At 71.3% G+C, this 14,928-nt stretch carries 14 protein-coding genes; 10 read left to right on the top strand and 4 right to left on the bottom strand.

The annotated features are described in order from the left end of the window. Positions 1-51 precede the first annotated feature (51 nt). Complete coding sequence (locus tag ACTOWY_RS41015) at positions 52-627, top strand: Uma2 family endonuclease (RefSeq protein ID WP_441314985.1); 576 nt, start codon at positions 52-54, stop codon at positions 625-627. A gap of 4 nt (positions 628-631) precedes the next feature. On the opposite strand, the gene ACTOWY_RS41010 is transcribed toward ACTOWY_RS41015, so the two are convergent. Continuing rightward, positions 632-985, bottom strand: coding sequence for a DUF1844 domain-containing protein (locus ACTOWY_RS41010; RefSeq protein ID WP_441314984.1), 354 nt, complete (start codon positions 983-985; stop codon positions 632-634). Between the two features lie 277 nt (positions 986-1,262). Here ACTOWY_RS41010 and infC point away from each other — a divergent pair, with 277 nt between their 5' ends. From infC to ACTOWY_RS40985, 5 genes are all read left to right on the top strand, one after another. Then, on the top strand, positions 1,263-1,832 hold the full coding sequence (gene infC, locus ACTOWY_RS41005; protein WP_441315030.1) for a translation initiation factor IF-3: 570 nt from the start codon (positions 1,263-1,265) through the stop codon (positions 1,830-1,832). A 123-nt stretch (positions 1,833-1,955) separates the two neighbouring features. Beyond that, the gene (rpmI, locus tag ACTOWY_RS41000) at positions 1,956-2,150 is read left to right on the top strand and encodes a 50S ribosomal protein L35 (RefSeq protein WP_247758319.1); all 195 of its coding nucleotides are present in this window, start codon (positions 1,956-1,958) and stop codon (positions 2,148-2,150) included. A 74-nt stretch (positions 2,151-2,224) separates the two neighbouring features. After that, positions 2,225-2,605, top strand: a complete 381-nt coding sequence (gene rplT / locus ACTOWY_RS40995; RefSeq protein ID WP_247758318.1) for a 50S ribosomal protein L20 — start codon at positions 2,225-2,227, stop codon at positions 2,603-2,605. Further along, a complete protein-coding gene (locus tag ACTOWY_RS40990; protein ID WP_441315029.1) occupies positions 2,602-3,468 on the top strand; it encodes a TrmH family RNA methyltransferase in 867 nt (288 codons plus the stop codon). The genes rplT and ACTOWY_RS40990 overlap by 4 nt, the downstream gene beginning before the upstream one ends. A gap of 134 nt (positions 3,469-3,602) precedes the next feature. After that, on the top strand, positions 3,603-4,106 hold the full coding sequence (locus tag ACTOWY_RS40985; protein ID WP_247758317.1) for a hypothetical protein: 504 nt from the start codon (positions 3,603-3,605) through the stop codon (positions 4,104-4,106). Here ACTOWY_RS40985 and ACTOWY_RS40980 read toward each other — a convergent pair. The 3 genes from ACTOWY_RS40980 to ACTOWY_RS40970 all read right to left on the bottom strand — a co-directional run bounded on the left by ACTOWY_RS40980 (position 4,099) and on the right by ACTOWY_RS40970 (position 9,296). Next, entirely contained in the window at positions 4,099-4,650 is a 552-nt protein-coding gene (locus ACTOWY_RS40980) for a hypothetical protein (RefSeq protein WP_441314983.1), read from the bottom strand. The two genes, ACTOWY_RS40985 and ACTOWY_RS40980, sit on opposite strands and share 8 nt — an antisense overlap. A gap of 87 nt (positions 4,651-4,737) precedes the next feature. Further along, positions 4,738-7,473 carry a hypothetical protein gene (locus ACTOWY_RS40975; RefSeq protein WP_441314982.1) on the bottom strand — a complete coding sequence of 912 codons (2,736 nt, stop codon included), beginning with the start codon at positions 7,471-7,473 and terminating at the stop codon, positions 4,738-4,740. 17 nt (positions 7,474-7,490) lie between these two features. Further along, positions 7,491-9,296, bottom strand: a complete 1,806-nt coding sequence (locus ACTOWY_RS40970; protein WP_441314981.1) for an HSP90 family protein — start codon at positions 9,294-9,296, stop codon at positions 7,491-7,493. A gap of 161 nt (positions 9,297-9,457) precedes the next feature. Between ACTOWY_RS40970 and pheS the strand changes: the two genes are divergently transcribed. From pheS to ACTOWY_RS40950, 4 genes are read left to right on the top strand one after another with little or no spacing between them, the layout of a single operon-like run. Then, entirely contained in the window at positions 9,458-10,525 is a 1,068-nt protein-coding gene (gene pheS / locus ACTOWY_RS40965; protein WP_247758313.1) for a phenylalanine--tRNA ligase subunit alpha, read from the top strand. 4 nt (positions 10,526-10,529) lie between these two features. Then, on the top strand, positions 10,530-13,106 hold the full coding sequence (gene pheT / locus ACTOWY_RS40960) for a phenylalanine--tRNA ligase subunit beta (protein ID WP_441314980.1): 2,577 nt from the start codon (positions 10,530-10,532) through the stop codon (positions 13,104-13,106). A 53-nt stretch (positions 13,107-13,159) separates the two neighbouring features. Then, positions 13,160-14,149, top strand: coding sequence for a hypothetical protein (locus ACTOWY_RS40955; RefSeq protein WP_441314979.1), 990 nt, complete (start codon positions 13,160-13,162; stop codon positions 14,147-14,149). Then, on the top strand, positions 14,146-14,808 hold the full coding sequence (locus ACTOWY_RS40950; protein ID WP_441314978.1) for a DUF3558 family protein: 663 nt from the start codon (positions 14,146-14,148) through the stop codon (positions 14,806-14,808). The genes ACTOWY_RS40955 and ACTOWY_RS40950 overlap by 4 nt, the downstream gene beginning before the upstream one ends. Positions 14,809-14,928 lie beyond the last annotated feature (120 nt).

Raw genomic sequence — 14,928 nt, 5'->3', positions numbered from 1 at the left:
AAAGCCATGTTCAATAGGGGTGTGGAGCGAGATGCGGATAGCGTCGACGACATGACCGCACTGCCGGACTGGATGCGCCCGCCGCGTGCCGAGGGCTGGTACGCGGACGACCTCGATCGTCTACCCGAGGCGCCGAGGCACACCGAGTTGATCGACGGAGCCCTCGTCTTCATGATGTCACCGCACCTGATCTGGCACGCCAACGTGATCTTCAGCCTTCAGTCGAGACTCAGAGCGCAGGCTCCGGTTGATGTCTGGGTTTATCAGGAGATGACGGTTCGACTGGACAAGCGCAGTCGACCAGAGCCCGACTTGGTGGTCACCAAAGGGCCAATTGACGAGGAGCGCAGCTGGGTTTCCCCGTCCGATACCCTGCTGGCCATCGAGGTCGTGTCGCCGGAATCCCAGCATCGCGACCGTACGGTCAAGTTCCGCAAGTACGCCCAGGCTGGCATTCCGCACTACTGGATTGTCGAGAATGAGGCGAAGCTTCCGGTCGTACACGTCTACGAGCTGGACACGCCAGCCGGTGCTTACGCCCCGGCCGGCATCTTTCGTAGCGTCCTGGAACGACCAGTTCCCTTCCCGATCGCCCTGCAAGTGGACAACCTGTCTCGGACGAAGTAGCTCGTCAGTAAACCGGCCCCGTGTACTTCTCGCCCGGCCCCTGCCCCGGCTCGTCCGGCACCACCGAAGCCTCCCGGAACGCCTTCTGCAACGCCTGCAGCCCATCCCGCAGCGGCGCCGCGTGCACCCCCAGGTACTCCACCGACGCCGTGATCAACCCGGCCAGCGCGGTGATCAGCCGCCGCGCCTCGTCCAGGTCGAGCCGGTCGCTTTCGGTGGGGTCGGGGTCGGCCAGGCCGAGTTTCTCGGCGGCGGCGGACATCAGCATCACGGCCGCGCGGCTGATGACCTCGATGCTGGGGACATCGGACAGGGCGCGGACGGGGTCGGGCCCCTCGATTGGGTGGGACGTGCTCACCCCTGGTACGATTCCACGAGCGACCAGCCCCTGCGCACGTGGGGGCGGCAAGTGGAGCCCCGCTCCCACCCGAGTCACCGCTTGAGGTGTCCGGGTCCGGTCAGGTAGTCGACCCAGGTCAGACTACCCGTGCGCGATCTTCGCCGGTGACGGCGGTGATCGCGAGATCGGAGTTGAGCGGGCCCCGCGCGCGGAACACTGCGCCGGGGCCTCGTTGTTGTAACGGGGTTCTTCCTGTCGCGGTGCGCGAGAGCTACCGCCAAACCGAGGAGGCCCCATCAGCTCCGAAACACGCATCAACGACCGCATCCGGGTGCCCGAGGTCCGTCTGGTCGGACCCGCGGGTGAGCAGGTCGGCATCGTCCGCATCGAGGACGCGCTGCGACTTGCCGAGGAAGCGGACCTTGACCTCGTCGAGGTCGCCCCACAGGCACGACCGCCGGTCTGCAAGCTCATGGACTACGGCAAGTTCAAGTACGAGAGCGCGCAGAAGGCCCGCGAGTCCCGTCGCAACCAGCAGATGACGGTCATCAAGGAGCAGAAGCTCCGGCCGAAGATCGACTCTCACGATTACGACACGAAGAAGGGACACATCGTCCGCTTCCTCAACCAGGGACACAAGGTCAAGGTGACCATCATGTTCCGTGGTCGTGAGCAGTCCCGGCCCGAGCTGGGCTACCGCCTGCTGCAGCGCCTCGCGGAGGACGTCGCCGATCTGGGTGTCGTTGAGTCCAGCCCCAAGCAGGACGGCCGGAACATGATCATGTTTCTGGCTCCGCACAAGAACGTGAAGCCGCGTACCGCAACCAAGGACGCGGAGACCGAGCAGGACGTGGCGGCGGAGTAACTCCCCGCGTACTGCGAGCAGTGCGGGCACCCTCGCCCGCGCCGCGGGCCGGTTCCCCCGGTGGGAACCGGCTGACCCCGCGCCGCCCCTGCGGTGGCGCAAGCACCCCAAACGAGGACGGACATGCCCAAGCAGAAGACCCACAAAGGGACCTCGAAGCGCATCAAGGTGACCGGCAGCGGCAAGCTGATGCGTGAGAAGACGGGTCGCCGCCACAAGCTGGAGCGCAAGAGCTCCACGCTGACCCGCCGTCTTGAGGGCGCCGAGGTCGTGTCCAAGAAGGACGCTCCGCGCCTCAAGCGCCTGCTCGGCATCTGAGCTGGCCACCCCAGACCGACTTTTCCACCTGAGACCGACCCACTCCGGTCTCACTTGATTGACAGGATGTACCCGTGGCACGCGTCAAGCGGGCAGTGAACGCCCAGAAGAAGCGCCGTACGATTCTGGAGCAGGCCAGCGGCTACCGCGGTCAGCGCTCGCGGATGTACCGCAAGGCGAAGGAGCAGGTGCTCCACTCGCTCAACTACGCCTACCGGGACCGCCGTGCCCGCAAGGGTGACTTCCGCAAGCTGTGGATCACGCGCATCAACGCGGCCGCCCGTGCGAACGGGATCACCTACAACCGCTTCATCCAGGGCCTGAACCTGGCCGGCGTCGAGGTGGACCGCAAGATCCTGGCCGAGCTGGCCGTCAGCGACGCGGCGGCCTTCGAGGCCCTCGTCGAGGTCGCGCGCGAGGCTCTGCCCGCCGACCGGAACGCGGCGGCCTCCTGAGCCGCCAGCAGGCGAACAGCACCAGCAGCACCCGGCCCGGGGCCGTCCTGACCGAACGGACGCCCCGGGTCGCTGCTGCTCGCCAGCTGACCCGCCGCCAGGGCCGGGACCGGGCCGACCGGTTCCTCGCCGAGGGCGCGCAGGCCGTGCGCGAGGCACTGGCCTGGGCGGCCGATGGACGTGGCCAGGTGCACGAGCTGTTCGTCACCGAGGTCGCGGCCGGTCGCAACCAGGACCTCCTGCACGCCGCGGGCGCGGCCGGGATCCGGGTCAGCGAGATCACCGAACGGGCCGCCGAGGGCCTGTCCGAGACGGTCACCCCGCAGGGCGTCATCGCCGTCTGCGACCAGGTCGAGGTGTCCTTGGCCGACGCCCTGGCCGGTAGCCCGAAGCTGGTCGCGGTGCTCGTCGGCATCGCCGACCCCGGCAACGCGGGCACCGTGGTCCGGGTCGCCGACGCGGCGGGCGCGGACGCGGTGATCTTCGCGGGCGACACCGTGGACGTGCACAACGGCAAGTGCGTGCGCGCCTCCACCGGCAGTGTCTTCCACCTGCCCATCGCCCGATCCCGGGACACCGCAACGGTTCTCCAGGCATGCGCGGCGGCGGAGCTGCGCCTGGTCGCCGCCGACGGCAACACCGACGCCGACCTGGACGCCGCCGAGGACCGCGGCGAGCTGGCCGCACCCACCGCCTGGCTGTTCGGCAGTGAGGCGCACGGCGTGCCCTCCGAGGTGCTGGCCGCCGCCGACACCGTGCTCAAGGTGCCTATTCACGGCGCCGCGGAAAGCCTCAACCTGGCCACCGCCGCCGCGGTCTGCCTCTACGCCAGCGCCCGCGCTCAGCGCCGTACCGCCCGGTAGCGGGGCGCACGCCCGGAACCGCTGGGCGATCGTTTGCCGCCGATCGGTAGTTCTGCTCGCCAGGTCACTGTTCGCGCCCGGTGTTTTCGGGAGTATGAAACGGGAAACCCTGCCCCCGACTGGAGGCCGTCCCGATGCCGGTGCCCCTCGGCGACCTGTCCGACCTGCCCGCCACCACCCGGATGCTGCTCGCCGCCGACGGCTCGACCACCGCACTGCTGGAAGCCCTGCTCCGCGCGCCGCTGACCGCGGTGGTGGACCGGCAGGAGACGCACACCGCGAACTCGGTCCCGGCGCCACTGCGGGAGAAGCTGCGCACCGCGCGCGGCGGTGGGTACGTGCACCGGCACAGCAGGTTGCTCACGCCCGCCGAGCAGGTGGTCAGCATCAACCTGGTGCTGTTGCCGCGGCAGGAGGCGGACGCGTTGATCCCGCCGGGGGAGCGGCCGCTGGGGCGGCACCTCACCGGGAACCGGCTGGCCGCCGGGCGGGAGGCGCTGGGCCGGTTCACCGCGCACTGGCCGCCGCGCTCGGGGCTGGAACCTTGTGTGGGCAAGGACTATCTCATCCACCTGCGGTCCGGCGCGCGGATCTACGTGCGCGAGCTGTTCAACCCGTGCCTGGTCGCGCCTAGGTGAGCGAGCACCGTGCCACCGAGCTGTCGTGCCACCGCCACACGCCGGGGCTGTCCTGGCGCATGCTGTGCCAGTACCGGTAGTTGTGGGTGATCCAGACGGGGGTGGTGCCGATCGTGTACTTGGTGACACTGGTCTTGGCGCCGATCAGCTGCCGGTCCACGATCTTGCCGTCGACGATCTCGGCGTAGTTCCCCGGCGAGGTGCAGGGCGGTTGGCCGGTGGCCGCCACCGGGGTCAGGGTCGTGGGAGTCGGCGTGACGAAGGGGTTGCAGATGATCTGGAAGGCGGAATCGAACCGGTATTCGACGCTGCCGGCGCCCGCGTGGATCTTTTCCATCAGCCAGTAGTGCACGGAGGTGCCGGTGGCACTTCTGCCGATAAAGCCGTGGCCCCAGCCGGTGCCCCCGGTCACCGGCGGCGGCGAGCTGAAACTCCGCTGCTCACAGCGCCAGTCCGGGGCGGCCTGCGCGGCCGGGGCGGGCGCCGCGGCGAGCGCGGTGAACGTCAGGGCGACGGCCATGGCCAGGTTGAGGAAACGTGTCATCTGCGGCCCCCTCGGAGGAATTCCCTGAATTCAGGGTAGGCCGTGATCATGAATTCCGGATTGGTGCGTTCGGTCGCAGAATTGCCGTCAAAGGCGGGAAAGCAACTCCTGTGCCAGCGGATCCCGTTCCACCGTGCGGTGCTGTTCGGTGAGCGCGTCGCTGAGGGCCTTGAGCACCCCGGCCACATCGGCGTGCGGGGCGTCCTCTGGCAGCAGCGCCGCCGCCCGCCTTGCCTCGCTCTCGCTCAGCCGCGGATCACCCTGCAACAGGTGGATCTGGGCGGCGCGGTTGACCAGGTAGACCTGCCACAGCACATCGCCGAGCCGGACCGCGAGCCGTTCCGCCTCGGCGTTGTCGGTCAGCGATTCGGCGTAGCGGCCGTGCAGGGCCAGCACGAAGGCGCGACCGGCGATGAGTTCGGCGTTCAGTTCCTCATCGGCGTCCACGGCCAGTTCGGTGGCCCGACTCAGCGCGGCCAGCGCGGCTTCCTGGTCCTGGGCGCCGATGGAATTGGCCAGCCGCAACAACATCCGGGCGGCGGGCTCGGCCCGGCCCGCGGTGCACAGGATCTCCGCGGACTCCCAGTAGGCGGCGCGGGTGGGTTCGACCCGCTCCAGGTTGGTGTAGGCGGCGGCCAGGTTGGCCAGCACCTGGGCCCGGTGTAGCCGGTTCTCCGGCGGCACCAGGTCCAGCGCGGCCAGCAGGTGTTCCTCGGCGGCCTCGTGTTCGCCGAGCACGCCGCAGACCGCGCCGAGCCGGTGCCGCACCGGCAGTTCGGTGCTGCGCTGGTCCTTGCCCTCCACCAGCCGCAGCGCCTCCTCCAGGGTTTCCGCGGCCTCCACGTACCGGTCCAGTTCCAGGTAGGCGCCGCTGAGCAGGAAGCAGGCCTGCGCGGTGGCGGTGGCGCCCAGGTGGCGGCGGCAGGCGGCGACCGCGTCCACCAGATCGGGCAGCCGGTCGACCTCCAGGTCCAGTTCGACCAGCATCGCGGCCTGTTCCAGGAGTGCCTCGGCGGTCCACGGGCCGTCCGCGGCGGTGGCGAAGGCGGCCAGTTCGCCGTAGGCGGCCACGGTGTCCTCGTGCTCGCCCAGGTCCTTGCACAGCCGGGCGCGGGCCACCAGCGCGCTGAACCGGTCCGCGGGCGCGCTGTCGATGGTCAGCGTGGTGATCAGGGCATCCAGGGCGGACTTCTGGTCCCCGGCGAGCATGAACTGCTCGGCCTCGCGCACCGCGAGCCGGGTGGCCAGTCGCCGGGCCCGCCCGGTGACCAGGTCCCTGGCCGCGTCGAGCTGGGCGGCGGCGGGTTCGCTCAGCCCGCGTTCCTGGCACACCTCGGCCAGCACCAGCCGGGCGCCGACCTCCAGTTCCGGATCACCCAGCAGCACCGCGTCCCGCACCGCTTGCTCGGCCACCGCACCGGCCCGGTGGTCGGCGTGCGCGCGTAGTTCCAGCATGGCCAGCCCGCACCGGTGCCGCACCGCCAGTTCGTGCTCGCCCAGTTCGGCGAAGGCGGCCACCGCCTCGGCGAAGACTGTGCGGGCCTCGGACGGTTGCGGCCGGGTCTCGAACATCCGCCGGGCGCGCACCCGCAGCGCCAGCACCCTGGGCAGCTCGACCGCGCGCGGTAACGAGGTCAGCAGCCGGTGCCCGGTGACGAAGTCGCCCGCGTCGAAGGCGTCCACCGCGGCCGCCGCCACCGTGCGCGGATCCTCCGGTGGCACAACGGGTTCGGCCACCTCCGCGGGCGGCAGCGCCAGGGTCACCCGTGGCCCGTCGGGCTGTTCCAGGAACTCGGCCAGCCTGCGCATCAGCCACACCGCGCCGTTGCGCCGGTCGAATGCCTCGGCCAGGCTGCCTGCCTCGGCCTCCAGTTCGGCCCGCAGCGCCCCCGCGGCCACCCGGCGCGGTCCGGTCGAGACCGGGCGGTCCGGGGCGACGCGGCTGAGCACCAGCGCCGCCGCGCCGAGGAAACCCAGGCGCGCCAACGGGTTCGGTAACTCGGTGAGCAGACTGGCATGCCGTTCGAGGAGTTCCAGGCCGCGTTCGGCGTTGCCGGTGACGGCCAGGAACTCCAGGTTCGCGGCCAGCGCCGCGCCGTCGCCGGGCCGGTCCCGCAACCGGCGGTAGGCCATCAGGTGCGCCTGCCGCGCCCTGGCAGGCTCGCCTGCCCGCAGAAACGCGCCGAGCAGGCTGCTGAGCACCCCCGCCGGTTGCATCGAGCAGGCGCTTTCCTGACGCAGCACCGGATCGGCGTGCGCCAGGGCCTCGGCGAACCGCCCGTGCCCGACCAGGAACTCCACCTGCGCGCCGACCACGCAGGCCGCGCAGTCGCTGAGCTGGTCGCCGGGAGCGCCCAGCCAGGACGGGAACAGCTCCTCGGCCTCGGCGTGCCCGCGCTGATCGGCCAGTCGCACCCGCAGGCCGAGCACCGGCTGCGGCGAGGCGCCCTCCCGCTGGAACCGGGTGGCCAGCTCGTCCAGGGCCGCCCGCACCTGGTCCAGGCTGAACCGGGGGTCGCAGATGAGCCCGTTGACCACCCACTTGTGCATCCACCGCAGCTGGTGCAGCGCGGCCGCGTCGAAGGCGGCGGGTTCGCGCCGTTCGGCGGCCACCGCCCAGGCGAAGGGGGCCAGCATCAGGTCGGAGCGGCGCAGCTCGTGGCAGAGCCGGATCATCGCCAGCCGCACCCGTAGCCCCAGCCGCACGTCCCTGGCCGCGTCGGCCCCGCGCGCGGCCCGCTCCAGGGCCTCATAGCGCGGTAACCCGGCCGGCATGTGCTCGGCGGTGGCCAGCATCCGGGCCGGCGCCTGCTCCTCGGTCACCCCAGTCCTCTCCGATGTCAGGTGTCGCTGTGCACGGCGCGGTCGAGCAGGTCCAGGAAGGACCGGTTCAGCGCGGCGGTGTCCTTGGGGCGCAACGGCCTGCGGGACTGGAGCAGCGCGTGCACGTACAACGATTCGATGGCCAGCCGGGCCAGGTCCGGTCCGACCGTGCCGATCCGCCGCACCAGGGGGTTGCGGCAGTTGAGCACCAGCCGGTGGGTGGCGCCGGAGGCCGTGCCGGACAACTGTCCCAGCAGGTCGGCCCACAGCGGATCGGCTTCGGCGCGCAACTGCTCGGTCTCGGCCTCCCGGCTCAGCTCCGGGTCGGTGATCAGCAGCGCGGGCAGCGAGATCGGGTCGAAATCGCAGAGCACCGGCTCGCAGTCGTGCCGGGCGAGCACCGCGTCCGCCCGGTCCACCGCGGCCAGCAGTTCCTGTTCCACCTCGGGATCGGGCGCGCCCAGGCTGGCCAGCAGCTCACTGGGCAGCACCCGGCGGGCGGCCACCCGGCCCTCGGTCTCCACCAGCCTGCGCATCAGGTCGGTGTCGTAGGCGTAGCCCGCGTTGACCAGGCCGAGGCCCTGCGCCTCGGCGACCGCGGCGAGCTGGCGGAACTCGTCCACGTCCGGGGTGAACAGCACGGTGCCGTACTTGCGGCGGAACTGGCGCAGGCTGACCACGCCCTCGGTGGTCTCGAACGGCAGCCAGCGCTCCACCAGCCGGAGCAGGTCGTCGTCGGTGAGCGCCATCGCCTTGATGCCCAGCTGGTGCGCGGACAGCAGCGCGCCCGCCCTGGCCGGTTCGGTGGCGCCCAGCCGGATCACCCAGTCCCGCAGCTGCTTGCCCAGCGCCTCGCGCACCGCCAGCAGCGTCTCGTCCTCATACAGCGCCTCGCGGCTGGCGGTGGGCCGCAGCGCGGTGGTGTTGACCACGCAGCGCACGAAGTAGGCCCATTCCGGCAGCAGCCCCTCCACCCCGTCGCCGACCAGCATCCGGCGCAGGTACACCCGATGGGCTTGGCGCACCCCCGGATGGGTGCCCGCGGGCAGCACGAAAGCCGCGCCGGTGAGCCCGGCGGCGGGCACATCGAGTGGCAGCACGTCGAATGGGGTGAAACCGAGGGTTTGTCCGCAGTAGTCGAGCAGCCGCTCCCGGTGTTCGGTCGCGGTCTCACCCGGCCGCGGCGTCCAGGGCAGCGCCTCCCGGCTGATCCGGCCGTCTCCTGGCGCCCCGGCCACGGTCACCGGCACCGGCAGCAGTTCGCCGAACTCGCGGGCCAGCGCCCGGACCAGGTCCCCGTCCAGCCAGTGCGCGGCGTCCGGGCCCGGCTCCAGCTCCAGCACGGTGCCGATGCCGATGGTCGGCTCGGCCACCGTCTCCACCCGGTAGTCGCCGCTGGCCTCGGCCGTCCACACCACCTGCGCGCCGCCGCGGGCCGACCGGGAGATCACCCGGATCCGCCGGGCCACCATGAAACAGGACAAAAGCCCCACGCCGAACTGGCCGAGCAGCCCGGTGCGGACGAAACCCAGCTCATCGCGCTTGGAGGTGCGCCCGAGGGTGGCCAGCAGGCTGTGCACCTCCTGCTCGGTCAGCCCGATGCCGTTGTCGGTGATCCGGAGCACCCCGCCATCGACCGCGGGCTCCAGGTGCACCGATGGGGTGAAGTCATGGCCGAGCGCCGCGCGGGCGGTGATCGCATCCACCGCGTTCTGCAACAGTTCCCGCAGGTAGACGCGGGGGCTGCGGTAGAGGTGGTGGCTCAGCAGGTCGATGACGCCGCGCAGGTCGACACCGAAGGTGTGCGTCAAGTGGGCCCTCATGGGGAGTTGGCAGGAGCGAGGTGGGTCTGGCGCTCGCACTCGAAACAGCGCGTCAAGGCCCTCGGATGTTACGCGTTGCGCGATATGCGTGCGCCCCGGATCCGGCCATCGCCTAGGATCGCCCTGCTAACCGTACGGACTCTAGGAGCTGTTCTTCACCCATGTCCGCAGCAAACGACCCCTATGACCCGAAGGGGGTCGCCGCCCTCGCGCCGGAGACCCTCGCCGCTGCCGTCGTGCAGGCCGAGAAGGCTTTCGCCGAGGCCGGCGACCTGGAGGCACTGGCGGCGGCGAAGCCTGCGCACCTCGGTGAGCGCTCCCCGTTGCTGACCGCGCGCCGCGAGATCGGCGCCCTGCCTCCCGCAGCCAAGGCCGATGCCGGCAAGCGGGTCAACGAGGCCCGCACCGCGATCCAGACCGCCTTCGACGAGCGCCGCGAACAGCTCCTGCGCGAGCGGGACGAGCGGGTGCTGCGCGAGGAGACGGTCGACGTCACCCTGCCCTGGGACCGGGTCGCGCCCGGCGCCCGGCACCCGATCACCACCCTCGGCGAGTACGTGGCCGATGTGTTCGTGAGCATGGGCTACGAGGTCGCCCAGGGCCCCGAGGTCGAGTCCGAGTGGTTCAACTTCGACGCGCTGAACTTCCTCAAGGACCACCCGGCCCGCACCATGCAGGACACCTTCTACGTCGGGCCAGCCGACTCGGGGCTGGTGCTGCGCACGCACACCTCCCCGGTGCAGCTGCGCACCCTGCTCGACCGCGAGCTGCCGGTGTACGTGGTCAGCCCCGGCCGGGTGTACCGCACCGACGAGCCGGACGCGACCCACCTGGCCGCCTTCCACCAGGTCGAGGGCCTGGTGGTGGACAAGGGCATCACCATGGGCCACCTCAAGGGCACCCTGGACGCCTTCGCCCGCGCCATCATCGGCGAGGAGTCCACGGTCCGGCTGCGGCCCTCCTACTTCCCGTTCGTCGAGCCCGGCGCCGAGGTCGACGTCTGGTTCCCGCAGAAGAAGGGCGGGCCCGGCTGGGTCGAGTGGGGCGGCTGCGGCATGGTCAACCCGAACGTGCTGCGCGCGGCGGGCATCGACCCCGACGTCTACTCGGGCTTCGCCTTCGGCATGGGCCTTGAGCGCACGCTCCAGTTCCGCAACGGGATCTCCGACCTGCGGGACATGGCCGACGGCGATGTCCGCTTCACCCTGCCCTTCGGAACGGAGTCCTGAGCCCGTGCGTATCCCGGTGTCCTGGCTGTCCCAGCACCTCGAGCTGCCAGAGGGGACCACGCCGCAGCAGCTCGCCGACGCCTTCGTCCGGGTCGGCCTGGAGGTGGAGGACGTCCACCCGCTCGCCACCGTGACCGGTCCGCTGGTGATCGGCCGCGTGGCCCAGATCGAGGAACTCTCCGAGTTCAAGAAGCCGATCCGCTACTGCAAGGTCGAGATCGCCGGCCCCGGCGTGGTCGGCGCGGCCGCGGTCGCCGCGGCTGAGGAAGCCCCCGACGGCGCCGAGGAAGAGGCCGCCGAGCAGGCCGCGGTGGCCGCCGCGCTCACCGAGCCGCCCGGCATCGTCTGCGGCGCCAGCAACTTCCGCGAGGGCGACCTCGTGGTGGTCGCGCTGCCCGGCGCGGTGCTGCCCGGCGACTTCCAGATCGCCGCGCGCAAGACCTACGGCCGGGTCAGCAACGGCATGATCTGCTCGGTCAAAGAACTGGGCATCGGCGAGGACCACGCGGGCATCCTGGTGCTGCCGCCCGGTTCGGCCAGCCCCGGCGACGACGCGGCCACCGTGCTCGGCTTGCACGACTCGGTGATCGAACTGGCCGTCACCCCCGACCGCGGCTACGCGCTGTCCGTGCGCGGCCTGGCCAGGGAGATCGCCAACGCCTTCGACGTGCCCTACGGCGACCCGGCCGGCAACGAGCCGCCGGAGGCCGAGGGCGAGGCCTGGCCGGTGCACATCGAGGACCGCACCGGGTGCCGCCGGTTCGTGGCCCGCCGGGTCACCGGCCTGGACCCGACCGCGCCGACCCCGTGGTGGATGCGCCGCACGCTGATGCTCTGCGGCATCCGCCCGATCTCGCTCGCGGTGGACGTCACCAACTACGTGATGCTGGAAATGGGCCAGCCGCTGCACGCCTTCGACGTGGCCGCGCTGCAGGGCGGCATCACCGTCCGGCGGGCCGCCGAAGGTGAGAAGCTGACCACCCTGGACAGCGTCGAGCGCCCGCTGACCACCGATGACCTGGTGGTCTGCGACACCTCCGGCCCGATCAGCCTGGCCGGGACCATGGGCGGGGAGAGCACCGAGGTCAGGGACAGCACCACCGACGTGTTGATCGAGGCCGCGAACTGGCAGCCCGCCACCATCGCGCGCATGGTGCGCAGGCACAAGCTGCCCAGCGAGGCGTCCAAGCGGTTCGAGCGGTTCGTGGACCCGGCGCTGCCCGCGGTGGCCGCCGAACGCGCCGCGCAGCTGCTCGCCCGCTACGGCGACGCCCAGATCCACCGCGGCCGCACCGACGTGGGCAGCCCCGCGCTGCCCGAGCCGATCACCATGCCGCTGGCGCTGCCGGACCGGGTGGCCGGGGTGCGCTACGCCCGCGGCGTCACCGCGCACCGGCTCACCCAGATCGGCTGCCGGATCGAGATCGGCTCGGCCGACGACGGCACCGCCGTGGTGGTGGCCTACCCGCCGACCTGGCGCAACGACCTCAACCAGCAGGCCGACCTGGTGGAGGAGGTGCTGCGGCTGGAGGGATACCACACCATCCCCACCACGCTGCCCGCCGTCACCGCGGGTCGCGGCCTGACCCCGGTCCAGCGCCGCCGCCGCACGGTCTCCCGCGCACTGGCCGCCGCCGGGTTCGTGGAGATCATCCCGAGCCCGTTCACCGGCCCGGCCATGTGGGACGCGCTCGGCCTGGCCGAGGACGACATCCGGCGTAACACGGTCAAGCTGCTCAACCCGCTTGAGGCGGACAAGCCGGAGCTGGCCAGCACGCTGCTGGCCGGACTGCTGGACGCGGTGCAGCGCAACATCTCCCGTGGTTTCAAGGACCTCGCCGTGTACGGCATCGGCCAGGTCGTGCTCAAGCGCGCCGAACAGCCCGCGATGCCCGAAGTCGGTGTCGCCGGTCGTCCGAGCGATGACGAGCTGGCCGCGCTGAACGCGGCCATCCCGCACCAGCCGGTGCACGTGGCCGCGGTGCTCACCGGGTCCCGCGAACGCGCGGGCTGGTGGGGCAAGGGCCGCGAGGCGGACTGGGCGGACGCGGTGGGCGCGGTCCGCGAGATCGGCCGCGCCGCCGGGGTGGAGCTGGAGGTCGTGGCCGGCACCCAGCCGCCGTGGCACCCGGGCCGTTGCGCCGAGTTCCGGGTCGGCGGCATCCCGGTCGGCCACGCGGGCGAACTGCACCCCAAGGTGGTGGAGGCCCTCGGCCTGCCCAAGCGGGCCTGCGCGCTGGAGATCGACCTGGACGCGCTGCCGCTGCTGACCTCCCGGCCCGCGCCGGTGGTCTCCCCGTACCCGCCGGTGCTGCTGGACCTGGCCCTGGTGGTGGACGAGGCGGTGCCCGCGGCCGAGGTCACCGAGGCCGTCCGGGACGGTGGCGGCGAACTGCTGGAGGACGTGCGCCTGTTCGACGTGTACGCGGGCGAGCAGGTCGGGGCGGGCAAGCGGTCGCTGGCCTTCGCGCTGCGGCTGCGCGCCGCGGACCGCACGCTCACCGTCGAGGAGGCCACCGTGGCCAGGGACGCGGCGGTGGCCACGGCCACCGAACGGGTTGGCGCGACCCTGCGCGCCTGACGTTCTGGGGGTTCGGCCCGCACGGCTGTCCGAAGTGGACTAGCTTTTTGCCCGTGCGCAGCGTCATAGGCCTGATCGTGGTGGGGCTGCTGGTCTCCGGGTGCACCGGGACCAGCGCCCCGCCCACGCCAACCAAACCCACCTCCACCGCGCAGTCCGGGCCGGTCGACATGGACCAGAGCACCCGGCAGCGACTGGCGGAGAACTCGGTGTACCGCACCTGGGACACCTGTGCCCTGCACGATCCCGAGGCGATCAAGAAGGTCTTCGGCGGCGAGTTCGAGCTGCTGGAGCCGGAGACCCTTGACCAGTGCGTGGCCCGGGTGAAACGGCCCGACCTGGGCACCTTCGCGGTGTACACCTACGTCGGCGCCCCGTTCTTCGCGCAGGACGAGGCGAAGGCGGAGATCGGTGGCAAGACCTTCCTCAGCGACTCCAAGGACAACACCAGCTGCAGCTGGCACTACCTGACCAGCAAGCAGTCCGCGATCACACTGCGGATCACCTACAGCGGCGGCGTGGACAGCAAGCAGCCACCCAAGCCGGCCTGCGAGTTCGGCAAGGACTACCTGGCCACCCTCGCCCCGATCTGGTCGAACCCGCCGCTGCGCAGCGAGGGCGCCACCGAACCGGCGATCGCGCTGGCAGGCAAGGACCCGTGCGCGACATATGAGGAGCTAGCCAAGCTGCTCCCGCAGGGCGGCGAGAAGCCACAGCTGATGGTGCCCAGCCCGTACGCCTGCGTGGTCCGGCTGCCGGTGCGGTCCAAGACGGGCAGCTCCGGTTTCGACGTCCGGTTCCTCTTCGCCGACGACCCGGTCGCCGCGGCCCAGCGCACTCCCGGCCAGTACAAGCCGGTGCAGATCGAGGGCAAGCCAGGGACCGTGCAGCAGCGCAAGGGCGAGTGCACGATCAACGTGCAGGCCGAGGAGACCTCGATCCCCGGCCTCAACGAGGAGGTCCCGGTGATCCGGCTGACCGCCCCCGACTGCCAGCAGGCCGAGACCGCGGCCAAGATCGTCACCAAGGCGGCCCTGTCATGAAGAAGCTCCTGCCCCTGCTGGCCGCGCTGCTCGTGCTGACCGCCTGCACCCAGTCCATCCCCGGCACGCCGACCGCGGCCGGCCAGAACGCCGCCGACTCCGGCGTGACCCCGCCCTCCGGTGAGAAGGTCAAGCGCCAGCCCATCCGCCTGGGCCTGCAGAACCCGCCCAAGGACTGGCAGGCCGCCGGCGCCCCGTTCGATCCGTGCACGGTGCTGGGCTGGCCGGACATCCCCGAGGCGCAACGGGATCCGAAGAACCGCCCGCCGAAACTGATGGCGCTGAAGAAGGACGACGCCATCGAGACGGGCTGCATGTTCTACAACGACGAGATGGTCAGCATCGTCATCCCCAGCTCCGGCCAGCCGGTCCCGTCAGCCGCGCCGGTCACCAAGAGCCCATACTTCCGGGTCAGCGTGGTCTGGGGCTCGACCATCGACCCATCCCGCTTCGGCGGCGAGAAGCTCACTCTCGGCGGCAAACCCGCCGCGGTCGTCCCCGACAAGATCGGCTCCCTCAACGACCCGATCTGCCTGGTCGCGATGAAGTTCGCCAAGGGCGGCGGCGGCGTCGACGTCCGCAACGGCCGCTTCCCCGGCCTCGACCCCTGCCCCCTCGCCAAGGCCCTAGCCGAAAAACTAGCCACCAAGGTCCCCTAACCCCAATGCCGCGTAGTTAGGGTTTGGGGTCTGTTGTCAAGCCTGCTGCTGTCAGCACGATCACGGTGATCTCTGCTCGATGGTTGGTGCGGTCGATGTCGCCTTTCGCGCGGTGTTTGG

Source organism: Crossiella sp. CA198, from assembly GCF_052078295.1.
Lineage (GTDB): Bacteria > Actinomycetota > Actinomycetes > Mycobacteriales > Pseudonocardiaceae > Crossiella.
The sequence above is the reverse complement of the archived record's forward strand: the minus strand, read 5'-3'. Positions and strand labels throughout refer to the sequence as shown.